This is a genomic window from Kribbella sp. NPDC049227 (genome assembly GCF_043197265.1).
Taxonomy (GTDB): domain Bacteria; phylum Actinomycetota; class Actinomycetes; order Propionibacteriales; family Kribbellaceae; genus Kribbella.
Genome location: NZ_JBICST010000001.1, coordinates 839,218 through 864,749 on the forward strand (window position 1 = coordinate 839,218; position 25,532 = coordinate 864,749).

27 protein-coding genes and 1 tRNA gene are annotated in these 25,532 nt (G+C 68.7%); 11 read left to right on the forward strand and 17 right to left on the reverse strand.

The genetic code is table 11. The features are described 5' to 3' along the window. Positions 1-62 precede the first annotated feature (62 nt). From rplJ to ACGFH6_RS04245, 3 genes are all read right to left on the reverse strand, one after another. The gene (gene rplJ / locus ACGFH6_RS04235) at positions 63-686 is read right to left on the reverse strand and encodes a 50S ribosomal protein L10 (RefSeq protein ID WP_393380330.1); all 624 of its coding nucleotides are present in this window, start codon (positions 684-686) and stop codon (positions 63-65) included. Positions 687-935: 249 nt separating this feature from the next. Further along, a complete protein-coding gene (locus ACGFH6_RS04240; protein WP_393380332.1) occupies positions 936-2,129 on the reverse strand; it encodes an MFS transporter in 1,194 nt (397 codons plus the stop codon). Further along, positions 2,126-2,959, reverse strand: coding sequence for an IclR family transcriptional regulator (locus tag ACGFH6_RS04245; protein WP_393380334.1), 834 nt, complete (start codon positions 2,957-2,959; stop codon positions 2,126-2,128). The genes ACGFH6_RS04240 and ACGFH6_RS04245 overlap by 4 nt, the downstream gene beginning before the upstream one ends. Before the next feature lie 108 nt (positions 2,960-3,067). Between ACGFH6_RS04245 and ACGFH6_RS04250 the strand changes: the two genes are divergently transcribed. Next, the gene (locus ACGFH6_RS04250) at positions 3,068-3,925 is read left to right on the forward strand and encodes a fumarylacetoacetate hydrolase family protein (protein ID WP_393380336.1); all 858 of its coding nucleotides are present in this window, start codon (positions 3,068-3,070) and stop codon (positions 3,923-3,925) included. Between the two features lie 3 nt (positions 3,926-3,928). On the opposite strand, the gene ACGFH6_RS04255 is transcribed toward ACGFH6_RS04250, so the two are convergent. The 4 genes from ACGFH6_RS04255 to ACGFH6_RS04270 form a co-directional block, all read right to left on the reverse strand. Beyond that, the gene (locus ACGFH6_RS04255; RefSeq protein WP_393380338.1) at positions 3,929-4,291 is read right to left on the reverse strand and encodes a type II toxin-antitoxin system Phd/YefM family antitoxin; all 363 of its coding nucleotides are present in this window, start codon (positions 4,289-4,291) and stop codon (positions 3,929-3,931) included. Between the two features lie 66 nt (positions 4,292-4,357). Continuing rightward, the gene (locus ACGFH6_RS04260; RefSeq protein ID WP_131361066.1) at positions 4,358-4,762 is read right to left on the reverse strand and encodes a RidA family protein; all 405 of its coding nucleotides are present in this window, start codon (positions 4,760-4,762) and stop codon (positions 4,358-4,360) included. A 69-nt stretch (positions 4,763-4,831) separates the two neighbouring features. Next, positions 4,832-5,566 carry an IclR family transcriptional regulator gene (locus ACGFH6_RS04265; RefSeq protein ID WP_393380341.1) on the reverse strand — a complete coding sequence of 245 codons (735 nt, stop codon included), beginning with the start codon at positions 5,564-5,566 and terminating at the stop codon, positions 4,832-4,834. After that, entirely contained in the window at positions 5,563-6,702 is a 1,140-nt protein-coding gene (locus tag ACGFH6_RS04270; RefSeq protein WP_393380343.1) for a sugar kinase, read from the reverse strand. Before ACGFH6_RS04270 ends, ACGFH6_RS04265 begins: the two co-directional genes overlap by 4 nt. 145 nt (positions 6,703-6,847) lie before the next feature. Here ACGFH6_RS04270 and ACGFH6_RS04275 point away from each other — a divergent pair, with 145 nt between their 5' ends. The 3 genes from ACGFH6_RS04275 to ACGFH6_RS04285 all read left to right on the forward strand — a co-directional run bounded on the left by ACGFH6_RS04275 (position 6,848) and on the right by ACGFH6_RS04285 (position 10,476). Continuing rightward, complete coding sequence (locus ACGFH6_RS04275) at positions 6,848-8,152, forward strand: amino acid deaminase (protein WP_393380345.1); 1,305 nt, start codon at positions 6,848-6,850, stop codon at positions 8,150-8,152. Position 8,153: 1 nt separating this feature from the next. Then, complete coding sequence (locus ACGFH6_RS04280; RefSeq protein ID WP_393380346.1) at positions 8,154-9,758, forward strand: amidohydrolase family protein; 1,605 nt, start codon at positions 8,154-8,156, stop codon at positions 9,756-9,758. Between the two features lie 76 nt (positions 9,759-9,834). Further along, positions 9,835-10,476 (forward strand): bifunctional 4-hydroxy-2-oxoglutarate aldolase/2-dehydro-3-deoxy-phosphogluconate aldolase, encoded by a 642-nt coding sequence (locus ACGFH6_RS04285; protein WP_393380348.1) that lies wholly within the window; start codon positions 9,835-9,837, stop codon positions 10,474-10,476. Here ACGFH6_RS04285 and ACGFH6_RS04290 read toward each other — a convergent pair. Genes ACGFH6_RS04290 through ACGFH6_RS04300 form a run of 3 tightly spaced genes read right to left on the reverse strand, consistent with a single transcriptional unit; the run spans position 10,463 to position 13,100 of the window. Continuing rightward, the gene (locus ACGFH6_RS04290; protein ID WP_393380350.1) at positions 10,463-11,161 is read right to left on the reverse strand and encodes a DUF4097 family beta strand repeat-containing protein; all 699 of its coding nucleotides are present in this window, start codon (positions 11,159-11,161) and stop codon (positions 10,463-10,465) included. The genes ACGFH6_RS04285 and ACGFH6_RS04290 overlap by 14 nt on opposite strands. Beyond that, positions 11,161-11,805 (reverse strand): response regulator, encoded by a 645-nt coding sequence (locus ACGFH6_RS04295; protein ID WP_393380352.1) that lies wholly within the window; start codon positions 11,803-11,805, stop codon positions 11,161-11,163. The genes ACGFH6_RS04290 and ACGFH6_RS04295 overlap by 1 nt, the downstream gene beginning before the upstream one ends. Before the next feature lie 17 nt (positions 11,806-11,822). Further along, a complete protein-coding gene (locus ACGFH6_RS04300) occupies positions 11,823-13,100 on the reverse strand; it encodes a sensor histidine kinase (RefSeq protein WP_393380356.1) in 1,278 nt (425 codons plus the stop codon). Positions 13,101-13,264: 164 nt separating this feature from the next. Between ACGFH6_RS04300 and ACGFH6_RS04305 the strand changes: the two genes are divergently transcribed. After that, positions 13,265-13,765 (forward strand): hypothetical protein, encoded by a 501-nt coding sequence (locus ACGFH6_RS04305; RefSeq protein ID WP_393380358.1) that lies wholly within the window; start codon positions 13,265-13,267, stop codon positions 13,763-13,765. Here ACGFH6_RS04305 and ACGFH6_RS04310 read toward each other — a convergent pair. After that, positions 13,762-14,880: a hypothetical protein gene (locus ACGFH6_RS04310; protein WP_393380360.1), complete on the reverse strand. Its 1,119-nt coding sequence runs from the start codon at positions 14,878-14,880 to the stop codon at positions 13,762-13,764. The genes ACGFH6_RS04305 and ACGFH6_RS04310 overlap by 4 nt on opposite strands. Positions 14,881-15,122: 242 nt before the next feature. Between ACGFH6_RS04310 and ACGFH6_RS04315 the strand changes: the two genes are divergently transcribed. Both ACGFH6_RS04315 and ACGFH6_RS04320 read left to right on the forward strand, forming a co-directional pair. After that, positions 15,123-16,187: an alpha-hydroxy acid oxidase gene (locus ACGFH6_RS04315; protein ID WP_393380362.1), complete on the forward strand. Its 1,065-nt coding sequence runs from the start codon at positions 15,123-15,125 to the stop codon at positions 16,185-16,187. A 1-nt stretch (position 16,188) separates the two neighbouring features. Then, positions 16,189-17,049 carry a methionyl-tRNA formyltransferase gene (locus ACGFH6_RS04320; protein WP_393380364.1) on the forward strand — a complete coding sequence of 287 codons (861 nt, stop codon included), beginning with the start codon at positions 16,189-16,191 and terminating at the stop codon, positions 17,047-17,049. Positions 17,050-17,427: 378 nt separating this feature from the next. Here the strand turns inward: ACGFH6_RS04320 and rplA are convergent, their stop codons facing one another. The 5 genes from rplA to ACGFH6_RS04345 form a co-directional block, all read right to left on the reverse strand. Then, positions 17,428-18,150 (reverse strand): 50S ribosomal protein L1, encoded by a 723-nt coding sequence (gene rplA / locus ACGFH6_RS04325; protein WP_393380366.1) that lies wholly within the window; start codon positions 18,148-18,150, stop codon positions 17,428-17,430. 111 nt (positions 18,151-18,261) lie between these two features. Next, positions 18,262-18,693 (reverse strand): 50S ribosomal protein L11, encoded by a 432-nt coding sequence (gene rplK, locus ACGFH6_RS04330; RefSeq protein WP_131361094.1) that lies wholly within the window; start codon positions 18,691-18,693, stop codon positions 18,262-18,264. Between the two features lie 12 nt (positions 18,694-18,705). Next, the gene (gene nusG / locus ACGFH6_RS04335; protein WP_393381150.1) at positions 18,706-19,593 is read right to left on the reverse strand and encodes a transcription termination/antitermination protein NusG; all 888 of its coding nucleotides are present in this window, start codon (positions 19,591-19,593) and stop codon (positions 18,706-18,708) included. 388 nt (positions 19,594-19,981) lie between these two features. Further along, positions 19,982-20,224, reverse strand: coding sequence for a preprotein translocase subunit SecE (gene secE, locus ACGFH6_RS04340; RefSeq protein WP_360446750.1), 243 nt, complete (start codon positions 20,222-20,224; stop codon positions 19,982-19,984). 55 nt (positions 20,225-20,279) lie between these two features. Next, positions 20,280-20,352, reverse strand: a tRNA-Trp gene (locus ACGFH6_RS04345). 266 nt (positions 20,353-20,618) lie between these two features. Between ACGFH6_RS04345 and ACGFH6_RS04350 the strand changes: the two genes are divergently transcribed. The 4 genes from ACGFH6_RS04350 (at position 20,619) to ACGFH6_RS04365 (ending at position 24,931) form a co-directional block, all read left to right on the forward strand. After that, positions 20,619-21,812: a pyridoxal phosphate-dependent aminotransferase gene (locus ACGFH6_RS04350; RefSeq protein ID WP_393380368.1), complete on the forward strand. Its 1,194-nt coding sequence runs from the start codon at positions 20,619-20,621 to the stop codon at positions 21,810-21,812. A 51-nt stretch (positions 21,813-21,863) separates the two neighbouring features. Further along, positions 21,864-22,907 (forward strand): adenosine deaminase, encoded by a 1,044-nt coding sequence (locus ACGFH6_RS04355; RefSeq protein WP_393380370.1) that lies wholly within the window; start codon positions 21,864-21,866, stop codon positions 22,905-22,907. Further along, positions 22,865-23,497, forward strand: coding sequence for a histidine phosphatase family protein (locus ACGFH6_RS04360; RefSeq protein WP_393380372.1), 633 nt, complete (start codon positions 22,865-22,867; stop codon positions 23,495-23,497). The genes ACGFH6_RS04355 and ACGFH6_RS04360 overlap by 43 nt, the downstream gene beginning before the upstream one ends. Before the next feature lie 63 nt (positions 23,498-23,560). After that, entirely contained in the window at positions 23,561-24,931 is a 1,371-nt protein-coding gene (locus tag ACGFH6_RS04365; RefSeq protein WP_393380374.1) for a TrpB-like pyridoxal phosphate-dependent enzyme, read from the forward strand. On the opposite strand, the gene ACGFH6_RS04370 is transcribed toward ACGFH6_RS04365, so the two are convergent. Next, positions 24,928-25,428 (reverse strand): hypothetical protein, encoded by a 501-nt coding sequence (locus ACGFH6_RS04370; RefSeq protein WP_393380376.1) that lies wholly within the window; start codon positions 25,426-25,428, stop codon positions 24,928-24,930. The genes ACGFH6_RS04365 and ACGFH6_RS04370 overlap by 4 nt on opposite strands. Between the last annotated feature and the right edge of the window lie 104 nt (positions 25,429-25,532).

The following is a 25,532-nucleotide window of genomic DNA, read 5'->3' on the forward strand; positions in this document are numbered from 1 at the left end:
GCGGTCCTTCCTAATGGTGGTACTTCGTGATCACTGATGGGGTGTTACGGGTGAGATCCGCGTCAGCTGTCGGCTGCCGCGGCCTCCTCGGTGCTCGCCTCGGCAGGTGCCTCGACCGTGTCCTGCACGGCCGGCGCCTCGTCCGCAACCGTGTCCTGCACGGGGGCGGCCTCGGCCGGCAGCTTCTCCTGCAGCGCCGCGAACAGGCGCGCGGCCTGCGACAGCGGAGCAGCGAACAGCGACACCGCTTGCTGCGGGGCCGCCTTCATCGCACCTGCGAGCTTCGCGAGGAGAACCTCACGCGACTCCAGGTCAGCGAGCTTGCTGATCTCGTCAGAGCCGAGTGCCTTGCCTTCCAGCACTCCACCCTTGATGACGAGAAGGGGATTCGCCTTGGCGAAGTCACGCAGTCCCTTGGCCGCGGTCACCGGGTCGCCCTTGATGAAGGCGATTGCCGATGGGCCCTCGAGCAGCGAGTCGAACGAGTCGACACCGGCGTCCTTGGCCGCGATCTTGGTCAGCGTGTTCTTCACCACGGCGTAGTTCACGTCGTCACCGAGCGCAGTACGCAGTTGCCGCAGCTGCGCCACGGTGAGACCGCGGTACTCGGTCAGCACTGCGCCGTTCGAGCTGCGGAACTCGTCCGTGAGCTCGGCGACAGCGGCTGCCTTGTCCGGCCTCGCCATGGGGTCTCCTTCCAACCTGCTTTCGCAGGGTTTGGCTTCAACGCCTCGACCCCGGCCGGCCCCTCAGAACGAGAAAACGCCCCTGCGCAGGCGCAAGGGCGTGAACATACTGATGTCACACTGTCCAAGTCACCTACGCGGGCCGCCCACTCAATCTGTGGGACCTTCAGTCACTCGAAAGTGACGACCAGCGGTCTTCGGCAGTGTTCATTGTGCCTGACCGTGACACCGGAAACCAAATCGGTTCCGTCAGGCCGGTGCTTCGGCGGTCGGGTGCGGCGGGATCCAGCGATGCATCGCCGTGGCCGCGGCCCATCCGGTGAGTGCCATGATGACGATCGCCGGAGCGAGTCCGAACAGAGCTGTAGCCCCGGCCAGCAGCAATGGCCCGCTGCCGTTCCCGGTGTCGGCGAACAGCCGGAACGCACCGAGGAACTGCGCGCGCCCAATCGGCGGAGAGGCATCCGCACCCAGCGTCATGATCACGCCGGCGCCCAGACCGTTGCCGACACCCATCAGCAACGCGACCGCGGTGAGTGCGACCGTGGTGTGTGTCAGCGGCAGCAGCAGATGCGCCAGCCCGAGCACAAGCATGGACGGTACGGCGACCCACTTGCGGCCGAGGCGGTCCATCACCGACCCGGCCGGATAGAACAGCAGCATGTCGACCGCGCCGGACAGCCCGAAGATGATGCTGGTGGTCTGCGGATCGAGCCCGATGTGCAACGCCCACAGGGGAATGACCACCTGCCGTGACGCACGGACCGCACCGACCAGCAGTGCACCGACGCCGAGCGTCCGCAGGACTGGCAGGTGGTCGCGGATCACACCCCAGGTCGACTGCGCGGACACCGGCCGGCTCCCGCGCGTACGTCGTACCGACTCGACGTCGGGGAGACTGAGCAGCACGCCACACGCCAGGACTGCGGCGACCAGGTGGACCCAGTAGGCGCCGTCCGTGCCGAGGAAGCGCATCGCGAACGCGCCGAGGAACGGTCCGATGAAGGAGCCGATGCGCTGTACGCCGCCGAGAGTGGACAGGGCACGGGCCCGCAACTGGATCGGCACGGCCTCGCTCAAGTACGCCTGACGGGCCAGACCCCACACCGCGCCGGCCAGTCCGGTCGCACCGATCGCGATCGCCAGACCCCAGACCGTCGGGACGACGATGCAGGCCGCCAGCGCCAGAGCGACCAGCACGGTCGCGGCGAGCATCGCGCTCCGCTCACCGATCTTGGTGGTGAGCGCGCCTGCCGGGATGTCACCGATGACCTGGCCGAGACCGGCCGCCGCCACGACCAGACCGGCGACGGCGACCGAGGCGCCGAGGTGAGTGGCGGACACCGCGACCACGGGCGCGATCGCGCCTTGCCCGATGCCGTACAGCAGAGCGGGCAGATAGACCGATGGTGCGATCTTCCAGAGGCTTGCCGGTCCGTTCATGAGCGGCTGACCGCCGGCTCCGAGGCGCGCGCCGTACCGCGGTCGCGTTCGGCCGGGGTGGCGCCGAGCAGCTCGGACACCGACCACGCGGCGGCGACCACCCGCGCACCGAACTCGTCCATCCGCTCCACCGGCATCCGCATCTCCGGGCCCGAGACCGACAGGCAGCCGACCGGCTCACCGGAGAAGTCGAAGACCGGGGCGGCCACGGATCTGATGCCGGGCGTTCGTTCGGACAGGGACTTCGCGAACCCTCGGGTCCGGATCTCGGCCAGCTGAGCGGCCAGCACGACCGGATCGGTGATGGTCTGCGGCAGCACCTGCTCGAGCGGACCGGCCAGCACCTCGACCTGCCGCTCCCACGGTGAGAACGCCAGCAGAACCTTGCCTGGAGCACCTAGTGGCAACCGCACCGGGATGCCGAACTCGGTGTAGGTACGACGTAGCTGGTGACGGCTCTCGACCTGATCGAGAACGACGCGTTGCCCGGACGGGAGCAACTCGTGCACGGCCGCCGTCTCCTCGGTCTCGTCGCGAAGGGCACGCAGTACCGGCATCGCAGCGTCGCGCAAGGTCGCCGGGATCCCGCCGCTGTGCGCCAACTGGGCGACCAGCGGACCGATCGCGTACCGGCGGTGTGCCGTCTGGCGGATCAGCCCGTTCTCCTGCATCGCCAGCAGCAGCCGGTGCACGGTGCTGGTGGACAGGCCGGTCGCGCGGGCCAGGTCGCTGATGCCGAGATCGGGCGTCCGGGCATCGAAGCAGCGCAGGATCGCCACCGCCCGATCGATGGACTGCACCGATCCATGGCGTCCGGCATTTTCCTGCATGACGAAACCGTATCCCACGATGCGGGAAGATCGCATCCGCTCCCGATATACGGACAGGTCCGCACCTAGGCTGTGGCGCACACGTCACACGCGCGTCGAAGGAGCAGCATGGCCGGCCGATTCGTCCAAGTGGGATCCGCGAAGCTTGCTAGTGGCAACGAAGTACCGGTGGTGCTCGATCCGGATCGCGGCGTGGTGCCGATCGCCGACCTCGGCTTCGCTCCGGACCTGCCGGCACTGTTCGGTACGACGACCCTGGCGGAGCTCGCGATCGCGGCGGAGCGCGCGCCGGACGACGTGTTCCACCCGTCGGCCGAGTTCGTGGCGCCGTACCGGAATCCACGCAAGATCTGGGGCATCGGGCTGAACTACCTCGAGCACGCCGGTGACCTGTCCGCGAACGTGCCGACCGAGCCGGCATCGTTCATGAAGGGCGACCACACGATCATCGGTCCTGGTGATCCGATCCCGGTGCCGTCGCAGAGCCGGCGGACGACGGCGGAGGCCGAACTGGGGCTGGTGATCGGCCGCGAGTGCTACCAGGTGGAGGAGGACGAGGCGCTCGACCACGTCTTCGGCGTCGTTCCGGTGCTGGACCAGACCGCCGAGGACATCCTGGAGAAGAACCCTCGCTTCCTGACCCGGTCGAAGAACTTCCCCGGCTTCTTCTCCTTCGGCCCGTGGATCACCAGCCTGGACGCCGTACTCGCGCACTGGGGCTCACTCGACGCGGTCGAGGTCTCGACGGTCCTGAACGGCGAGGTCCACCGCAGCAACACGATCGCGAACATGGCTTTCAGTCCCGCGTTCCTGGTCAGCTTCCACAGCAAGGTGATGCCCCTCTACCCCGGCGACATCATCTCCCCCGGCACCCCCGGCGCCGTTCACATCACCCCAGGCGACACCGCCGAATCCCGCATCCCCGGCGTCGGCGTCCTCACCAACCCAGTCACCACCGGCCGCTGAGCATCACAAGCCGCGTGCGTCGTCCGGCCGCGTCACTGCGACGATCGTGAGCAGAATCGTCCATAGGTCCGGCTGCTTCGATGTCGAGGGGAATCGGGTCGAACTCGTTCTCCGCCCGCTGCAGGATGTCCGTCCGCCGGGCCCGCTCGGCAGCTCCGCAGGATCGATCGACCTGCGGAGGATCATGATGTTCGTGTCGAACTCGGCCCGCGGGACGAACCGGCGCCGGCGGCGCAGCGGAAGCAGCTCGCCGATGCGGTGGCCGTCCCGCGTGACGACGAAGACCTGGCCACCCTCGACGGCATCCATGATCTCCCGCGACCGCATCCGCAGGTCCCGTTGGGTGATCTCCTCCCGGTGGCTCATGTACTCATCACGGCGACCGGTAGCACCTGGTGCTGCTGGAGAGCACCAGGTGCCTTGCGGGTTGGATCAGCTGAGGACGGCGAGGGCGTCGATCTCGACCAGCATGTCTTCGCGGGGGAGGCCGGTGAAGACGGTGGTGCGGGAGGGGAGGACGCCGCTGGGGGTGCGGGTGGAGAGGAACTCGGCGTACGCCTCGTTCATGACGGCGAAGTCCTCGCGCTTGGTGAGGTAGACGCGCATCATCACCACGTCGTCGAAGCTGCCGCCGCCGGCCTTCAGGATCGCCTCGACGTTCTGCAGCACCCGCGTGGTCTGGCCCTTCACGTCACCGGTGGAGACGAACTCGCCGGTGGCCGGGTCGACCGAACCCTGACCGGACACCTGCAGGATGTTGCCCTTGCGGACGCCCTGCGAGTACACCGGCATCGGCGCGGGCGCCTCGGTGGTGGAGACGGCGGTCTTGTCGGACATCAGGTCTGACACCTCTCAGTTGTAGTCGGCGCTTCAGTTGCGGTCGGCGCCTCAGCTGTAGTCGGCGCTTCAGTTGTAGTCGGCGCTGATCGCCTTGGTGGTGGCGAGCAGCTCGGGCAGGAGCTCGAGCACCTGCCCATAGTCCAGCAGGACGTCGGGTACCGAGATCGAGACGGCCCCCACGATCCGGCCGTGCTGGTCGGCGACGGGCGCACCGATGCAGTTGATGAACGACTCGTGCTCGGCCCGGTCCTGCGCCCATCCCTGCGCCCGGACCGCGTCCAGTTCGGCGCGCAGAGCGTCCGGAGCGGTGATCGTCTGCGGCGTGAACGCGTGGTACTCGATCGACTCGAGCAGCGCTTCCCGGATCCGCTTCGGCTGAGCCGCCAGCAGCACCTTCCCGACAGCCGTGCAGTGCAGCGCGGCCGGTACGCCGATCTGCGAGTACATCCGCACCGACCGCACACTGTCGAGCTTGTCGACGTAGATGACCTCACCGCTCTCCCACGCCGCCAGGTGGACCGTCTGACCGGTCTTCTGGTTCAGCTGACGCAGATGTGGCGCCGCCACCTCGCGTACGACGTGTTGCTCGCGCGCCGCGTCCGCCAGGGCGAACAGCCGCGACCCCAACCGGTAGCGGTGCGCGTCGTCACGGCGTACGAACCGATCCGCTTCCATGGTCCGCAGCAGCCGCAGCACAGTCGTCTTGTGTACGCCGAGCTCCTGCGCCAACTGGTCGAGCGACCGCTCCCCCTCGCCCAGACTGGCGAGGATCTGCAGCGCCCTGGCGAGACTCTGACTCATGCCGCCGTCTTCACACCAGCCGGGCCGACGTGCGTGGCGACCCACTCCTCATCGGAGCAGGTCAGCAGTGCCTGGCGCACGGCAGGGTCCAGCGGAGCAGCGTGGTCCTCCGGCACGGCCAGCACGGCCGCAGCACCGAGGTGCCCCAGCCGGAGCCGCTGCTCCATCGGCAGCCCTTGCAGCGTCCCGGCCAGGAAGCCCGCAGCGAACGCGTCACCCGCACCGACCGGCTCGACCACCTCGACAGTGAGCGCAGGGACCTCAGTACGACGTCCGTCCGGCTCCAGGACCAGCGCGGTGTGCGCGTCATCCTTCAGGACCAGCGTCGACCGCGGTCCAAGGAGTTCACGCAGCTCATCGGGGTCCTTGGTGCCGGCGAACACCAGCGCCTCGTCAGCACCGATCAGTACGACGTCCGCCGCGCGCAGCAACCGCCACAGTGGCGCCGGGTCCTTGTCGCGCCACAGAGCCGGGCGCCAGTTGAGGTCGACGCTCAAGGTGAAGTCGTGCTGCTGCTCAGCCAGGCTGTCCAGCATCAGTGCGGCTGTGTCGGAGATCGCTGCGGTGATTCCGGTGGTGTGCACGAGCTTGGCCTGTGCCAGCCGGTCGCGGACCGTCGGCCGGTCCAGGAACGAGGGAGTCATGGCCGAAGCCGCCGAACCGGTCCGGTAGTAGTGCATCCGCGAGCGGCCGCCCCGCGACTCCTTCACATACATCGCGGTCGGCCGGTCGGGGTCTATCTCGACTCCACCGACCTCCACACCGCGCTTCTGCAGGTCGCGCAGGACATGCCGACCGAAGCCGTCGTCTCCCAGCCGCGAGATCCAGCCGGTCGGGATGTCGAGCGCGGCGAGTCCGCCGGACACGTTGCACTCGGCTCCGCCGACCGATCGCCGGAACGTCTCGACGTCCTCGAGCGGCGCCCCGGTCTCCCCCGCCAGCATGATCATCGCCTCGCCGATGCAGATCGCAGCGGGGGTCGTCGCGGCACGGTCCGGCGCAGGCAGGTCCTTGGCGGCACGATCCGGCGCAGGCAGGTCCTTGGCGGCACGGTCCGGCGCAGGCAGGTCCGGGGCGGCGAGGTCCGGGGTGGCGAGGTCTGGGGCGGCGGCCGTCTCAGGGAGCGGTTCGGCCATCGGCACTCCTCAGGGTGCGAGTGATGGGATGGGAGCTGAGACACGTGTCGTTGACGGGGATTTCGGCGCGATGCTACAACCGTATCGTCAGAATGCGCAATCATCGTTGCGCATTCTGCAATATCGACCACCATCAGGGGAGCAGATGCCAGCCGCCTACGATGCCGACGCCATCGCCGCCCTCGCCGACCAGCCCGTGAGCTGGCGAGACAAGGCCCTACCGCCCGCGTTCTGGGGCCGGACCGTCGCGGAGGTGCTGGCCGACAAGCCCCGGCTGTCCCAGCTGCCCACTCCGGTGATGACGCTGTCCGCGCCCGGTCTGCGTCACAACGTCGACACCCTCGCCCGATGGTCCGCCCACCACGGACTCGAGCTCGCACCGCACGGCAAGACCACGATGGCCCCGGCGCTCTGGGCGATGCAGCTCGACGCCGGCTCCTGGGCGATCACGCTCGCGAACGTCTTCCAGCTCGGCGTCGCCCGTGCCTACGGCGTCCGCCGGGTACTGATCGCGAACGCGGTGATCTCCCCGCTGCAGCTGCGCTGGATCGCCGACGAGCTCGCCCGGGACCCGGAGTTCGAGGTGCTGTGCTGGGCCGACTCGGTGCGGACCGTGGAGATCATGGAGGCGGCCCGGGCGGCGTACGTCGGTCCGGACGCGCGGCCACTCGACGTACTCGTCGAGATCGGTGGACTGGACGGCCGGACCGGCGCCAGGGATGCCGAGACGGCGGTGGCCGTTGGTGAGGCGATCGCGGCGGCGTCGACGCTGCGGCTGGCCGGAGTCGCCGGATACGAGGGCGCCGTCGGGCATGGCGTCGACGAGGCCGGTCTCGCGGGAGTGCGGGCGTACCTCAGTGAGTTCGCTGGGATCCACCACCGCTTGAAGGGTCTGTACGACGCGGACATCACGCCGGTGGTCAGCGCCGGTGGCAGTCAGTACTTCGAGCTGGTGGCCGAGGTGCTCGGACCGCTCGGCGCCGACGGTGCACGCGTCGTACTGCGGTCCGGCGCGTACATCAGTCATGACGACGGGCTCTACCGCCGGGTGTCGCCTCTCGGCGAGACACCGCGGACCGACGGCGAGCGGCTGGTGTCGGCGATGCATGCCTGGGTCCGGATCACGTCGCAGCCCGAGCCGGGGCTGGCGATCTTCGACGCCGGCAAGCGCGACCTGCCGTTCGACCAGGACATGCCGGAGCCGCAGCTGATCCGGCCGCGGTCCGACGGTGAGCCGGTCCTGCAGGCCACTGGGATGACGGTCACGAAGCTCAACGACCAGCATGGGTTCCTGCACTTCACCGACGTACCAGTGGTGATCGGCGACGAGCTGCGGATCGGGTTGTCGCATCCGTGTACGGCGTTCGACAAGTGGGGGCTGATCCCGGTCGTGGACGATCCGGACGCGGCGGATCCCGTGGTCGTCGATCTGGTCAGGACCTTCTTCTGACATGGCGGACCTGCTGATCACCGGCGCGTTCGTGCTGGACGGGTCCGGTGCTCCCGGCGTACGGGCGGACGTGGCGGTCGACGGCGGCCGGATCGTAGCCATCGGCAACGACCTGCCGCCGGCGCGGCGGACGATCGACGCGGCCGGCCTGGCTCTGTCGCCCGGGTTCATCGACATGCACGCGCACTCCGACCTGCAGATCCTGGCCACCCCGGACCACACGGCGAAGGTGAGCCAGGGCGTCACGCTGGAGGTGCTCGGTCAGGACGGGTTGTCGTTCGCACCGATCGACGATCCGACGCGGGCCGCGGTCCGGCGCCAGATCGCCGGCTGGAACGGCGAACCCGACGACTTCGACTTCAGCTGGTCCACGGTCGCCGGGTACCTCGACCGGCTCGACCAGGGCATCGCGTGCAACGCGGCGTACCTGATCCCGCAGGGCACGCTGCGGATGATGGTCGTCGGCACCGAGAACCGCCCGGCGACCCGCGCCGAGCTCGACGAGATGAAGCGCTTGCTGGCCGAGGGTCTGGAGCAGGGCGCGGTCGGGATGAGCAGCGGACTCACCTACACCCCAGGCATGTTCGCGACCACCGACGAACTGGTCGAGCTGTGTGGTGTCGTCGCGCAGTACGGCGGCTACTACGGTCCGCACCAGCGGTCGTACGGCAAGAACGCACTGGACGCGTACGGCGAGATGGTCGAGGTGGCCCGTCGATCCGGGTGCGCGCTGCACCTGACCCACGCGGTGATGAACTTCGAGCCGAACCGCGGTCGCGGTGCCGAGCTCGTCGCGATGATCGACAAGGCGCTCGCGGACGGCATCGACGTCACCACGGACACCTACCCGTACTTGCCTGGGTCAACGACCCTGGGTGCGATCCTGCCAAGCTGGACCGCCGAGGGTGGGCCGGACGCGCAACTGGCCCGGCTGCAGGATCCGGAGCAACGGGCCCGGATCGCCGTCGAGATGGAGCAGGTCGGGTCGGACGGCTGCCACGGCTGCGTGACCGACTGGAACACCATCGAGATCGGCGGCGTACGCAACCCGGCACTGACCGGTGCCGTCGGCAACACCGTTGCGGCGCTCGCGGCGGGGAACGGCCGTGCGCCGGCGGACGTCTTCTTCGACTTGCTGGTCGAGGACAACATGGCGACGTCGATCCTGCAGCACGTCGGGCACGAGGAGAACGTGCGGACGGTCATGCAGCACTCGAGCCACACCGGCGGCTCGGACGGGATCTTGGTCGGCGGCAAACCGCATCCGCGGTCGTGGGGGACGTTCCCGCGCTACCTCGGCCGGTACGTCCGCGAGCTCGGCGTACTGGAGTTGGCCGACTGCATCCACCACCTCACGGGCCGCCCCGCCCGGCGGCTGCGGCTGACCGACCGCGGTCTGGTCCGGGAGGGGTACGTCGCCGACCTGGTGCTGTTCGATCCCGCGACGGTTCGCGACACCGCGACCTTCGAGGAGCCGCGGCAGCGGGCCGAGGGCATCCCGTACGTCCTGGTCAACGGCGTCCCCGTGATCGACGCCGGTCAACGCACCGACGCCCTGCCTGGCGGCGCGATCCGCCGTACTCCGACTGCGAGAGGAATCTCATGAACGAGCCAAGCGAGTTCATCAGCGCGCACAGCACGCCTTGTGCCTCGTCCGCGCCCGGAGCGAAGCGAGGACGCGGATGAACACGCTGGACCTGCTGCGCGCGGACCGGGTGCTGACGGTTGTCCGGGCTCCGGAGATCGCCGACGCCCGCGACCTGTGCGCCGCGCTGGTTGCTGGCGGCATCCATGTGGTGGAGCTGACCTACACCACTCCGGATCTCCCCCGGCACCTCGAGCGCGCCGCTTCGACCGCGGCAGAGACCGGCGCGGTGGTCGGGGCCGGCACTGTCCAGACCGGCGCCCAGGCCAAGCAGGCGATCGACGCCGGTGCGCAGTTCCTGGTCACTCCTGGTCAGGGGCCGGACGCCGCCGCGATTGCCGAGGCTGCGCGGTCCGCGGGGATCCCGGTGATCCTCGGGGCTTTCACTCCCTCGGAGGTGATGACCGCGCTGGCGCTGGGCTCGGACGCGGTGAAGATCTTCCCCGCGCATCAACTCGGTCCGAAGTACTTCAAGGACCTCAACGGCCCGTTCCCCGGCGTACCGCTGGTGCCGTCCGGCGGGATCAACGCCGGCAACGCCCGCGACTACCTGACCGCCGGCGCTCTGGCCGTCAGTGCAGGGACCGACGTCGTCTCCCCCGCTGACGTGGCCGCGTCGAACTGGGACACCATCACCACGAAGGCGCAGACCTTCTGCGCTGCTCTTAGTGGACCGTGATGCTCCCGTAGTTGGTGCGTAACACGACGTGGCGCGGTGATGCTGGGTCGCTCGGGAGCTCCAGGTCGTTGGATCCCTGGGATGCCACCGCATCAAACGCGTACGTCACGTTCCGCGGCAGCTGGACTGTGAGAGAGCCATCGCTGGCCTTGGCTGTCACCTGGTCGGGTGGACTCTCGAAGTTCAGGTCGATCGAGCCGCGCCGGACGTCTGCCGAGACCTGGCGACTTCGGAGGCGGTTGGTGGTGACGGAGCCGTCGCTGACGTCGATCGCCAGCGGCGACGCCACCCTGACGACGTCGACGGACTCTCCTTCAGCCTCGACGTGTACGGCGGACTGCGACGGCACCTCGACGGTGAGCTCCATCTCGCAGTGGGTGTCGGGGCATTTCGCCTGGACGTGCAGCAGACCGTTTGTGGTGGTGATGTTTATTGCAGGCTGTTCCACGGCGTACGAACCGTCGACCGCGACATGCACCTGCCCGTCGGCACTGGCGAGCAACTGAGTATGCGAGTCCGACACGATCTGCACGCCCTGCGCCCCCGGCACGAAGCTGGCCGAGTAGTCGTACGGCAGCTTCCCGCGGATGATGCTCACCGTCACCGCGGCGCCCGTGACCACGAGGACCAGCAACGGCACCAGACCGATCGCCAGCATCCTCCGCTGTGCCACTGTGAGTGCCATCAGGTCTCCAGGAACTTCAGGACCGCGAGGACGCGGCGGTGCTCCCCGTCGGTCGGCGTCAGCCCGAGCTTCATGAAGATGTTGCTGATGTGCTTCTCCACGGCTCCTTCACCGACCACCAGGGCCTGCGCGATCCCGCCGTTCGACCTGCCCTCCGCCATCGCCCGCAGGACGTCCTGCTCGCGCGGACTCAGTACGGCGAGCGGATCGGCCCGCCGTGATCGCACCAGCAACTGCGAGATCACCTCCGGGTCGAGCGCCGCACCGCCGTCCGCGACCCGGCGCAGCCCGTCGATGAACTGATCCACATCGGCCACCCGGTCCTTGAGCAGATACCCGACACCGCCGGGGTTGCCTCCGATCAGCTCGCTCGCATACCGCTCCTCGACGTACTGCGACAGCACGAGTACGCCGGTCTGCGGGGACTGCTCGCGAATGACGAGCGCCGCACGCAGACCCTCGTCGGTGAACGTCGGCGGCATCCGTACGTCGACCACGCACACGTCGGGCCGGTGCTGGTCGACGGCCTTCAGCAACTCCTCCGCATCACCGACCGCGGCGACCACTGTGCAGTTCTGCTCCTCCAGCAGTCTGACAATGCCCTCACGCAACAACACCGAGTCCTCGGCGATCACCACTCGCACCGCTGCACCTCCGCTGTTCATTCGCATGGCACCACGGCCGTCAGGAGCGTCCCGCCGCCCGGTGGACTGACCACGTCCAGCCATCCGTCCACACCAGCCACCCGATCGTGCAAGCCCTGCAACCCCGTCCCGGCCGCGAAGTCCGCGCCGCCCTTGCCGTTGTCGTCCACCTCGATGCGGAGCCGGTTCCCGCGCCGCGACACCCGGACGTCGACCTCCGCGGCCTCCGAGTGTTTGGCCACGTTCGTCAGCGCCTCGGTCACGACGAAGTACGCGATCGCCTCGATCGTGAGCGACGGCCGGGGGTACACCTCGACCGTCACCCGCACCGGCACCGGTGACCGGGCCGCGACGGCCGAGATCGCCGCGTCCAGGCCGCGGTCCGTCAGCACCGGTGGATGCAGTCCCCGGGTCAGGTCGCGGATCTCGGCGATCGCCTGCAACGCCTCGGAATGTGCCTCGTCGATCAGCACGCGGACCGCGGGATCGGTGTCCCCGAGGCGGTTCTTCGCACGGCCCAGCGTCATCGCCAGCGACACGAGCCGCTGCTGGGCACCGTCGTGCAGGTCGCGCTCCATCCGCCGCCGCTCGGACTCGGCCGAATCGACCACCTTCTGCCGGCTCGTCAGCAGTTGCGTCACGCGCTCGGCCAGTGCCCTGTTCATCGACTGGCCGAGGAACAACCCGGCCAGCTGACCGTCCAGCGCCGACGCCGAGCGCATCATCCACGGCGTCACCACCAGGAGGAAGACCGCACCGGTCACTGCGGCGATCGACGCCTTCGTCATCGTGTCGATCACGAACGGGCCGAGCTGGGCCTGTGCTGCCGCGAACTTCGAGAAGTACAGCGGCAGCCCGATCAGCACCGGTGGAACCGACCATGCGACCACGATCGCCGCGATCCAGACCATTGCCATCGGCAACAGCAGGACGTAGTAGAGCAGCTGCCGCCAGAGCCCCCGGTCAATCACGGCCGCAGTGGCGTCGGCACCGCCCGAACCGGTCAGTGCGGGTGGATAGAGGGCCGGCACGTACTGCCCACGGGTGATCTCCGCCCGGCCCCGCTCCCACCCGGCGAGCATGTAGACGAAGTCGGTCGCACGGACTGACAGCGGCACGCCGACGTACCCGAGCGGCCAGCCGACGATCGCGACGATCACCCCCGCCAGCACCGCCAGTCCGCAGGTGAGGACGACGACGATGTCGCCGAGCAGATGGATCGTTGCCAACCACAAGTACGGCGACCGCCACAGCCGCCACGGCGCCCGGGGAACCGGACTCGCGACTCCTGCCACCCGAACCACCTCCCCGTGTCTGACCGATCGCAGGTCACAACTTACGTCGCCGGGATGGGCACGGACATCCGGACATCCCACGGCCCGGGCCGGGGGTTAACCCCACCTCGACCCGTGGGCTGACCACAATGTGCCGAGGCGCCCGCGGCGGAATCCTCGAAGGTATGACGACGACAATCAACGATTACGGCCTCGACGGCCGGCTCGGGGATGCGATCGACGACCGGGTGGCCGAGGCGCTGGACGATTACATCGCCGAGGGTCGGCTGGACGGCCGGTTCCGCCCGCTCCGATCACCCGGTGGGCTGGCGACCTTCGTGGCTGCCGGTGTTGCGGCCGTTCTGCTCCCGTGGTGCTTGATTCTCGCGGCGAGCCTGCCCAGCACCTACCAGGCCAACCACTGGAAGCTGGCCTGGATCGGTCTGGATTGCGGGACCGCGCTCGCCGCCGGACTGACGGCGTACCTGCTGCACACGCGCAACAAGTACGCCGTCCTGACCGCGATGGCCGCGGGGACATTGCTGCTGGCTGATGCCTGGTTCGACGTCAGCACAGCAGCCGCCGGGACCGATCACACCCTCTCGCTGGCGGAGGCTCTCCTGTTGGAGGTACCTCTCGCCGTGTGCGCGTTCCTGGTTGCCTCCCGCGAGCTCCGGCGGAGCTAACCGATCAGCTCCAGGACCGGCCCCTCGTGCAGCGCCCGGTAGACCTTGTCACGCAGGACATTGGCCTCGGCATCGGTCAGCGTGCGGTCCACCGGCCGGAGGACCAGCCTGACCAGCAGATTCCGCTGGCCCGGGGACAGTTGCAGCCGTTCGCGAGCCGCTGGAGGCAGGTCGTCGTACGCCGTCTCCCCCAAGACGTCCAGCGACTCCGCAGCGTCGGCGTCCGGTCCGAGCGCGTCGCGGACCTTGTCGCCCAGCACCTCCGCTGACACATCGGCAGAGGCGTCCACGACCACGGAGAGGTCGCGACGCACCGGCGGCATGGTCGAAACCGGCTTGTACGGCGTCAGATCCAGCATCTGCCCGGCCACCCGGGGATCCGTCGACCTGAGCAGCCGGATATCGCGGATGCCCTTGCGGAGCATCAGCAAGCGATCGAGCCCCGGGCCCATCGCCAGTCCGGTCCAGCGCTCGTCCAGTCCGGCTTGGCGGAGGACATGCGGAGCAGCCACACCGCACTCACCGATCTCGATCCACTGATCGTCCAGCAGCACGTCGATCTGACGGCCATGGATCGTGTAGGGGTGCACCGCCGGCACAGTCCGGTACGTCTGCCCGGGCAGGACCGTGTCGACCAGTCGGGCAATCATGTCTTCCAGCTCAGGCTCTCCGAGCGTCACGTTCCGGCTGATCCGCCAGAGGTCGAGCTGGTGCGGCGTACCGGTGTGTTGCCAGTCCACCGAATCGCGGCGGTAACAGATGCCCGCGCACACCATCAGTACGTCGGATGCCGCGGACTCGGCGAGTTCACGCAATGCCGGCGGGATCATCGCCGAGGTGTGACTTCGCAGTACCTCGGTCTCCGACGCGTAGCGGGTGTAGCGGGCCTCCCGGGTCACCGCGTCACCGGCGTACCCGAGGTTGTCGTAGTTGTCGGCCAGGCTGACCACGGGATGGTCGCGCCTGGTCCAGATCTCCGTGTACGGCCAGGCCGCGCCCAACGCCGTGCGGATCGAGTCGACGACCTGCTGGACGGCGTGTGGTCCCTGGGCCGGATCGGTCAGGTCGCGCAGGGACAGGGCAGCGTGCAGTTGTTCAGAAGTGAGTACAGACATGGGTTTCTCTCCAGGATGACGGTCTCGACGGGGGGACACCCCGGTCGGCCGCGGTCACCTCAGGAGAGAGCGCAGCAGCAGCTCACCCCGTCGGCACCGTCGTGCCGGCCGGGGCGCAGAAATCGCCGCCCGTACTGCGTCATGCCGACCAGTGTACCGACCCGGAATCGAGTCGGCACTCTTGATGCACTCTTCCGGAATCCGCCTCCCGGCTCGGCTGTCCAGGTGCAACGATGGGGCGCATGCGATGGATCGACACGTTGGAAGCCGCGGCCGCCGAGAAGCTGCCCGAGGCGGTGCACCGCTATTACCGGCAGGGTTCCGCGGGTGGGACCAGCGTCGGCGAGGCCACTGCGGCTTGGGCGTCGTACCGGTTCCGGCCACGCGTGCTGCGCGACGTCTCCACCGTCGACATCAGCACCACGGTTCTCGGTGCGCCGGTGAACGCCCCTGTGCTGGTGGCGCCGTCGACCATGCAGCGGATGGCTGATCCCGATGGCGAGATCGCGATGGCGACCGGCGTCGGTGCGGCCGGCTCGGTGCTCGGGGTGTCGAGCAACGCGGGGACGTCGTTCGCCGACCTCGGAGAGACCGGCGTGCCGTGGTGGCTGCAGATCTACGTCGTGCGGAACCGCACCATCACCGAGCGGATGCTGGACGCCGCGGTCGCCGGCGGCGCGAAGGCGATCGTGCTCACCGTCGACACCCCGGTGGTCGGCCGGAAGGAGGACGACGGACAGACCGTGTGGGAGCTGGCTCAGCCCGGCCAGTGGCTGAAGAACCTGCCCGAAGGTGAGTGGTCCGACGACGACCTGGACAAGGCCGACGACCTGAGCCCCGACGTGATCGGCTGGCTCGCCGACCGCACGGGTCTGCCCGTGGTCGTGAAGGGTGTGCTGCGTGGTGACGACGCCAAGCGGTGTGCGGACGCGGGTGCGGCGGCTGTGATCGTGTCCAACCACGGCGGACGCCAGCTCGACGGCTCGATCGCCACTGCACAAGCGCTACCCGAGGTCGCCGAGGCACTCGCAGGCACGAACACCGAGGTCTATGTCGACGGCGGCATCCGCCGCGGCGAACACATCCTCGCCGCGCTCGCCCTCGGCGCGCGAGCAGTCTTCGTCGGTCGCCCGGCCCTGTGGGCGCTCACAGTCGGAGGCTCGGCCGGCGTGACCCGGCTGCTCACGGACTTGGGCGACGAGCTGAGCCACACTCTCCGTCTCAGCGGCTGCGCACGGCCCGGCGATCTCACGCCGGATCTGGTGATCCCAGGGGAGCCTGGGCTGCTCGGAGGACGGAGGGGCTGACATGGGCCGTCCGGAGCCGCTGCGCATCGTCTGCCTGAATGCGTTCATGCCCGGGTTCCGGGTGCTGCACGACTTCGCCGCCCGGAACGGGCACGAGATCGTGCTGGTCGTCACGCTGCCTCTGACGTCGGGCAGCCGGTACGACGAGGACGCGAATCCGTTCGTGGTGGATCTGCCTGAGCGGACGGATGTGCTGATCACTGGCAAGCTGCGGACGGTCGCGGCGCCGGTTGTCGAGGCGTTGCGACCGGACGTGGTCATCTCGGCCGCGTTCCCACGACTGATCCCGGCCGAGATCCTGCAGATCCCGAAGTACGGCGCGATCAACTGTCACCCGTCACCGCTGCCGGAAGGCCGCGGACCGAATCCGTCGCGGCTGATCTACGAAGGCGACGAGCGCGTCGCGGCGAGCGTGCACCGGACTGCGGCCGAGTTCGACACCGGCGCCATCCTCGCGCAGCGGATCGCGCCACTGCCCGCGGATCTGAACGGCAGCGGACTCATGCAGTCCTGGTACGAGCTGCTCAGCGAGTGCTTGGACGAGGCCGTCCCACGCCTGGTCGCCGGAGAGGCCGGAGAGGATCAGGACCCGGCCAGGGCCAGCGAGGCGCCGCTGTTCACCGAAGAGGAGAAGCTGCTCGACCTCGCCGTACCTGCTGCCGAGATCCGCCGCAAGGCCGCAGCCCTCAACGTCACCTCGCCCCAAGCCCAGATCCGCGTCGGCGACACCACGCACGTGATCAGCCGTACCGATCCCGCTGACGGACCACCAGCGGCCACCCCCGGCACTGTCCTTGCCGAGCACGCCGACGGCTGGACCATCCAAACCGCCGACCAGCCCCTCCGCTTCACCCGAAGCTAAAACCAGCCGGCCCCCGGACAAGCAAGCCCAGCTCCGTCCGCCACCCCGACCAGCAAGGCAACTCCGTCCGCCCCCGGACGAGCAAGCGCGGCATCGCGCCGCCCCCCGACGAGCAAGCGCGGCATCGCGCCACCCCCGGACAAGCAAGCGCGGCACCGCCCGCCCCTCCCGACAAGCAAACGCGACTCCCTCCGCCCCCGGACAAGCAAGCGCGACTCCCTCGCCACCCCCGGACAAGCGGACGCGGCGCGGACGGACCCCGGACAAGCGGACGCGGCGCGGACGGACCCCGGACAAGCGGACGCGGCGCGGACGGACCCCGGACATGCAGAAGGGCCCCGGGGGAATCCGGGGCCCTTCTGTGTGGTGACTTGTGGGTCAGTCGTCCGCGTTCTCCTCGGTGAGGTTGCGGGTCAGGTTGGGGTCAACCTGAACGCCCGGCCCCATCGTGGTGGAGATGACGGTCTTCTTGATGTAGCGACCCTTGGAGCTGGCCGGCTTCAGCCGGAGGATCTCCTCCAGCGCGGCGCTGTAGTTCTCCACCAGCTGGTTCTCGTCGAACGAGCCCTTGCCGATGATGAAGTGCAGGTTCGCGTGCCGGTCGACCCGGAACTCGATCTTGCCGCCCTTGATCTCGGTCACGGCCTTGGCCACGTCCGGGGTGACGGTGCCCGTCTTCGGGTTCGGCATCAGACCACGCGGGCCGAGGACGCGGCCGAGCCGGCCGACCTTGCCCATCAGGTCAGGGGTGGCGACGACGGCGTCGAAGTCGAGCCAGCCGTCGGTCACCTTCTTGATCATGTCGTCGTCGCCGACAAAGTCGGCGCCGGCGGCCTTCGCGGCCTCGGCGCGGTCACCGGTGGCGAAGACGAGGACCCTTGCCGTCTTGCCGGTGCCGTGCGGGAGGTTGACGGTGCCGCGCACCATCTGGTCGGCCTTGCGGGGGTCGACCCCGAGGCGCATCGCAACGTCGAGCGTGGAGTTGAACTTCTTGCTGCCGGCGGCCTCCTTGGCCAGCCGGATCGCCTCGAGCGGCGTGTACAGCTTGTCGAAGTCGATCTTCTCCGCGATCGCGCGGTAGGCCTTACTGCGCTGTGTCATGTCTGTTCTCCTGTGTGCGAACGCTGCTTGTTCGTTCGCGTTGTGGTGATGACGGGCGAACCTCTCGCCCTTCCACTCCTGCTGATCCGCCGGGGCGGACCGATGGAGGTACTACTTCTCGACGACGACGCCCATCGAACGGGCGGTGCCCTCGATGATCTTCATCGCGGCGTCGATGTCGCGCGCGTTCAGATCAGGCATCTTCGTGGTGGCGATCTCGCGGACCTGGTCTGAGGTGATCTTGCCGACCTTGTCCTTCTGCGGGACGGCCGAGCCCTTCTGCAGACCGGCGGCCTTCTTGATCATCTCCGGCGCCGGCGGCGTCTTGGTGATGAAGGTGAAGGAACGGTCTTCGTAGATCGTGATCTCGACCGGAACCACGTTGCCGCGCATGGACTCTGTCTGGGCGTTGTACGCCTTGCAGAACTCCATGATGTTGACGCCGTGCGGACCGAGCGCGGTACCGACCGGCGGGGCCGGCGTCGCGGCACCGGCCTGGAGCTGCACCTTGACCAGGGCAGCGATCTTCTTCTTGGGAGGCATTCTGTCGGGTCCTTAGACTTTCTGGATCTGGTTGAAGCTGAGTTCCACCGGGGTCTCCCGGCCGAAGATCTCGACCAGGGCCTTGATCCGCTGGGCCTCGGCATTGATCTCCGTGACTGTGGCGTGCAGGGTCGCGAACGGCCCGTCGACCACCATGACCGAGTCGCCCACACCGAAGTCGGCGACCTCGACCTTCTTCTTGGCCGCGGTCTTGGCGGGTGCGGCGCCGGCTTCGGCAGCCGCTGCCTCGGCCGCCGCCACGACGGCCGGAGCGAGCATCTTCTCAACCTCTTCGAGGCTGAGCGGGACAGGCTTCTGGCTGTTGCCGACGAAGCCGGTCACCGACGGCGTGTGCCGCACGGTCGACCAGGACTCGTCGGTCAGGTCCATCCGGACCAGCACGTAGCCGGGGAGCACGGTGCGCTTCACCATCCGGCGCTGCCCGTTCTTGATCTCGGCGACCTCTTCGGTCGGCACGATGATCTCGAAGATGTAGTCCTCCATGTTCAGGGAGTTGATCCGGTTCTCCAGGTTGCCCTTGACCCGGTTCTCCATCCCCGAATAGGTGTGGACGACGTACCAGTCGCCGATCTGCGAGCGCAGCCGGCCGCGCAGCTCCTCGAGCGGGTCGCCCGGCTCCTCGGGCTCGCTCTCCTCGCCGGCCTGCGCCTCGGCGGCAGCGGTCGCGGCGGCGAACGCGTCCACGTCCGCGTCGTCGTCGGCGGCCGGGGCCGCGTCCGCGCTGGAGAAGACCAGCTCGTCGTCGGCCGGCTCCTCCTCGATGCTCTCGTCGGTGGTGGTCTCGGCGGTCTCGGCAGCGAGCTCGTCGGCGGCGTCCTCGACGTCGGTCTCGGTCACGACCTCGGCGTCCTCGGAGTCGTCGGCGGCGGCGACCACCACGAGCGGCTCCTCGTCGGAGTCGTCGGCGTCGGCCGGGCCGTCCTCGGCCTCGTCGTCGGCGGAGTACTCCGCGACGTCCTCCTCGACCTCGTCGTCGGCGCTGACGTCCTCGTCTTCGTCGTCGTCGAGCCCGGCGAACGGGTCGTCGTCATCGTCGTCGTCATCGGCGAACAGGTCGTCGTCGGTGGCGTTCTCGTCGAAGTCGAGGTCGAGGTCAGGTTCGTCGTCGGAGTCAGCGGATACGTCGAACTCGTCCTCCAGGTTGAGGACCTCGTCGTCGCGCTCGGACACGTTGTACTCCGTCATCTGTGCATCGGGTCTTGTCTGGCTTCGGGTCGGGCCGTGGGCCCGGGACCCCCGGCGAGTGCGTTCGTGGCCGCTGCGAACCTCAGCCGAAGATCTTGAACATCGCCCAGCCGAAGACGAGGTCGAGGACCGAGACGATCGCGATGACGAACACCACGAAGGTCAGGACGACCACGAAGTAGGTGGACAGCTGCTTGCGGGTGGGCCAGACGACCTTGCGGAGCTCGGCAACCACCTGGCGGTAGAAGCGCAGCAGGCCCCTGCCCTGCTTGCCTTCCGCCGGCTTGCCGGCGCCGGACGGTGCCGGGGTGCGCGTCTCCGTCACGACCTACCTCTTTCGCTAGCGGCGGCCTGACCGGCCCTGCGCCGGTCAGGATTTGCAGGGCACGAGGGACTTGAACCCCCAACCTTCGGTTTTGGAGACCGATGCTCTGCCAGTTGAGCTAGTGCCCTCTGCAATCCTCCGGACGCCGCGGGACCTGATCTCGGGCATGCCGGATCAGGGCCACCAACGCCCGGACTAGAAGAGTGTACGGGGTCCGCGCCACCTGGTCTAACTGAGGCCCTTGCCCGTACGACCCCCGGACCGGGCGTCGCACCGCGACCAGAACCATACAGCCTCCAACCCCTCCCAACGGACCACGCCCCCTGCGTGTTCCCCGGATCACCAGGTGACACCACGGTGCGTTGGCCGCCGCGCTGGTGCCAGGATGGGGCGCATGGGTTCCAGGGTTTCGGCGCGGATCGGCGCCATCAGTGAGTCGGCGACGATGGCGGTCGACAGCAAGGCGAAGGCACTCAAGGCGGCCGGTCGCCCGGTGATCGGGTTCGGCGCCGGTGAGCCGGACTTCCCGACGCCGGACTACATCGTCGAGGCGGCGGTCGCGGCCGCCCGGGATCCGAAGAACCATCGCTACACCCCCGCCGGCGGCCTCCCGGAGCTGAAGCAGGCGATCGTCGAGAAGACCAAGCGCGACTCCGGCTACGAGATCGAGGCCGCCCAGGTCCTGGTGACCAACGGCGGGAAGCACGCGGTCTACAACGCGTGCGCGACGCTGCTGGACCCCGGTGACGAGGTGCTGCTGCCGGCGCCGTACTGGACGTCGTACCCGGAGATCATCCAGCTGGCCGGGGGTGTGCCGGTCGAGGTGCTCGCCGACGAGACGCAGGGGTACTGCGTCACCGTCGAGCAACTCGAGGCGGCCCGGACCGAGAAGACCAAGGCGCTGCTGTTCTGCTCGCCGTCCAACCCGACCGGTGCGGTGGACAGCCCGGAGGCGGTCGAGGCGATCGGCCGCTGGGCGCTCGAGCACGACCTCTGGGTGATCACCGACGAGATTTACGAGCACCTGACGTACGGCGGCGCCAAGTCGACGTCGCTCCCCGTCGCGGTGCCGGAGCTGGCGGACAAGACCGTCGTACTGAACGGTGTCGCCAAGACCTACGCGATGACGGGTTGGCGGGTCGGCTGGATGATCGGCCCGAAGGACGTGGTCAAGGCCGCGACGAACCTGCAGTCGCACCAGACCTCGAACGTCTGCAACATCGCCCAGCGGGCCGCGATCGCCGCCTTGTCCGGCGACCTCAGCGCGGTCGACGAGATGAAGGAGGCGTTCGACCGCCGCCGGCAGACCATGGTGCGGCTACTGAACGAGATCCCCGGCGTCGAGTGCCCGGAGCCGACCGGTGCGTTCTACGCGTACCCCTCGGTCAAGGGCGTGCTCGGCAAGGAGATCAACGGGCGTACGCCGGCCACCTCCGCGGAGCTGGCCGAGATCATCCTCGACGAGGCCGAGGTCGCGGTCGTCCCGGGTGAAGCGTTCGGCGCGCCCGGATACCTGCGGCTGTCCTACGCGCTCGGCGACGCAGACCTGGCCGAGGGCGTCGGCCGGATCGCCAAGTTGCTCAGCTGATCGGATCAGCCCGATTTCTGTCCGTACGCCGTCCGTCGGTAACCTTCGGTAATGACGCAGCGGGATCTGCGGGTGCTGCCGAAGACGCACCTGCATCTGCACTTCTCCGGGTCGATGCGCCACCTGACGCTGGTCGAGCTGGCGGACACGCACGGAGTCCGGCTGCCTGACGCACTGCGTACCGACTGGCCGCCGGATCTGTCCGCGGCGGACGAGCGCGGCTGGTTCCGATTCCAGCGCCTGTACGACATCGCCCGGTCGGTGCTGCGCACGGAGGACGACGTACGGCGTCTGGTCCGGGAGGCGGCCGAGGACGACCGGGCCGACGGCTCCCGCTGGCTGGAGATCCAGGTGGACCCGTCCGGGTACGCGAACCGGTTCCACGGCATCACCGAGTTCACCGATCTGGTCCTGGACGCGGCCCGGGACGCGTCGGCCACCACCGGGATCGCGGTGCAGGTGATCATCGCCGCCAACCGCACCCGGCATCCCCTCGACGCCCGGACGCTCGCCCGTCTCGCAGCGCAGTACGTGGGGCGTGGAGTGGTCGGCTTCGGGCTGTCCAACGACGAGCGCCGTGGTACGACGTCCGAGTTCGCACCGGCCTTCCGGATCGCGCGGAACGCCGGACTGCTCGCTGACCCGCACGGCGGCGAGCTGTGTGGGCCCGCGACCGTCCGCACCTGCCTGGACGAGCTGGGAGCCGGCCGCATCGGACATGGGGTGCGCACCATCGAGGACCCGGACCTTCTGAAGCGTGTGGTCGACGCACAGATCGCGCTGGAGGTCTGTCCGGCGTCCAACGTCTCACTCGGCGTCTACGAACGGCCGGAGGACGTGCCGCTGCGCCAGCTCTACGAGTCGGGGGCACGCATCGCGCTGGGTGCGGACGACCCCTTGCTCTTCGGCTCGCGTCTGGCCGAGCAGTACGAGTCAGCCCGCACGGTCCACGGCTTCACCGACCAGGAGCTCGCCGACCTGGCCCGCGGCTCGGTCCTGGCGTCCACCGCTCCACCCGACGTCCAGAAGTCCCTGCTCAGTGACATCGACGAGTGGCTTGGCGTCACGAGTCCAGCCCCGGTCCCGGCGTACTAGTGCTGTTCGACGCCGTCTATCTGGCTCGCCATGGGCAGACGGAGTGGAACGTCGAGGGACGCAGACAGGGACGGCTGGACTCGCCACTGACTCCGCACGGGCTGCTGCAGGCGCAGCGGAACGCTGCTCTGGTCAGCGACGAGCAGATCGATGCTGTCTTCACCAGTCCACTCGGGCGCGCTCGACGTACGGCGGAGATCCTTGCCGACGCGCTGGAGCTGCCAGTGCGGGTGGTCGACGACCTCGCAGAGGTGGCGCACGGTGAGTGGTCGGGGCTCACGTCGGCGGAGATCGACTCAGCTTGGCCTGGGCAGCGGGCTGCTCGGGAGAAGGACAAGTACGCCTTCCGCTTCCCCGGTGGCGAGAACTATGCGGACGCTGAGCTACGGGCCGTACGCGCGTTGGAGCGCATCGCCGCTACGGGATCGCTCCGACCGCTGCTCGTCTCGCACGAGATGATCGGCCGGCTGCTGGTGAAGCAACTCGTGGCGCTCAGCGTCGAGGAGGCTCTGCGGCGCGATCAACCGTCCGAGGTGGTCTATCGAATCGCCTCCGACGGCTTGATCGATCGGTTGACGAGTGCCGAATAAGTGCTGGTCTGGTTCCTGAGCAGGGCATTGCCCGGGCCTGCGGGCGGGAATTACGTTGCGTACATGACGCCGACCAAGATCCTGCTCCCAGAGGACGAGCTTCCGACCCGTTGGTACAACGTGCTGCACGACCTCCCCACGCCCCCGCCGCCGGTGCTGCATCCGGGGACAGGGCAACCAGTGGGGCCGGAGGATCTCGCGCCGCTGTTCCCGATGGACCTGATCCTGCAGGAAGTCTCACAGGACCAGTACATCGACATCCCGGGCGAGGTGCTCGATGTGTACCGGCTGTGGCGACCCAGCCCGCTCTACCGGGCGCACCGGCTGGAGAAGGCGCTCGACACCCCTGCGCGGATCTACTACAAGTACGAAGGCGTCTCCCCGGCCGGCTCGCACAAGCCGAACACGGCCGTCCCGCAGGCCTACTACAACGCCAAGTCCGGTGTCCGGAAGCTCACCACCGAGACCGGCGCCGGCCAGTGGGGCACAGCACTCGCCTTCGCGTGCGCGCAGTACGGGCTGGAGTGCGAGGTCTGGCAGGTGCGGGCGTCGTACGACCAGAAGCCGTACCGCCGGACGATGATGGAGGTCTTCGGCGCGACCGTCCACCCGAGTCCGTCAGAGCTCACCGCGGCCGGCCGGAAGATCCTGGCGGAGGACCCGGACTCGACCGGCTCGCTCGGCATCGCGATCAGTGAGGCGGTCGAGTCCGCCGTTCAGGACGAGTCTGTGCACTATGCGCTGGGCTCGGTGCTCAACCATGTGCTGCTGCACCAGACGATCATCGGCGAGGAAGCGCTGATCCAGCTCGCCATGGTCGGTGAGACGGCGGACCTGCTGGTCGGCTGCACCGGTGGCGGGTCGAACTTCGGCGGCCTGGCGTTCCCGTTCCTCCGGGAGAAGTGGGCCGGGCGGATGTCGCCGACCATCCGCGCGGTGGAGCCGGCCGCGTGCCCGTCGCTGACTCAAGGGACGTACGCGTACGACTTCGGCGACACCATCGGGATGACGCCGCTGATGAAGATGCACACCCTCGGCCACGACTTCATCCCCGACCCGATCCACGCCGGCGGTCTGCGGTACCACGGGATGAGCCCGTTGATCAGCCACCTGTACGAGACCGGCGAGATCGAGGCCGTCGCCAAACCGCAGTCCGAGTGCTTCGCCGCGGGTCTGCAGTTCGCCCGCACCGAAGGCATCGTGCCGGCGCCCGAGCCGACGCATGCCCTGGCCGCGGCGATCGAGGAAGCCCAGCGCTGCAAGGAGTCCGGCGAGGAGAAGGTCATCCTCACCGCTCTGTGCGGTCACGGCCACCTGGACCTGGCGGCGTACGACGCCTACCTCAGCGGCGCGATGACGGATCGTTCCTGGGACGACGCTGATATCCAGGCCGCGGTCGCCCAGGCTCTCACTCGCCTGCCCGTCATGAGCTAGCGCCCACCGCGCTTCCACCAGGGTTTGGGCCGCTTGGCGACGGCCTCCAGCCAGTCCGCCGGGACGGCCCAACCCCTGGCCTGCACGGCATCGAAGTACGCCGCCTTGAGACTGTCCGGCAACCAGTAGGTGGCTCTGCTCTGGTGCATGACCTCGAAGTACGTCGTACGTCGCTTGGCGCTCCAGACGATCGCCTGCTGGGCGCAATAGGCCAGCCGGACGTAGTCCCACCGTGCCTGTGCGTCCTCCATGTCGAACTCCCGCTCCACCACGCGCCCTTGCCGCGGCTCGGCCTCGATCCCCTCGATCAGCCCGAGCATCAGCCGCTGGTCGTGGGTGATCTCGTCCGGCAACCGCAACTCCACCGGGTCGAGGACAACAGGCCCCAGCCAAGGTCGCGCCACCTCCAGGAACACCTCCAGCAGGGCGAACCCTTCTTCGGCCCGCTCGAACCGGGCGAGTTCCGCCCGCAAGGTCGTCACCGCTTCCTCGGCCATCCGCCCACCCTAGGAGGCCGATCCTCCGCTCTGGAGGCCAGCCGGTCCCACATCTGCCCCGACCTGCCCCTGTCTGCCCCGACCATGCACGCTCAGCTACCAGC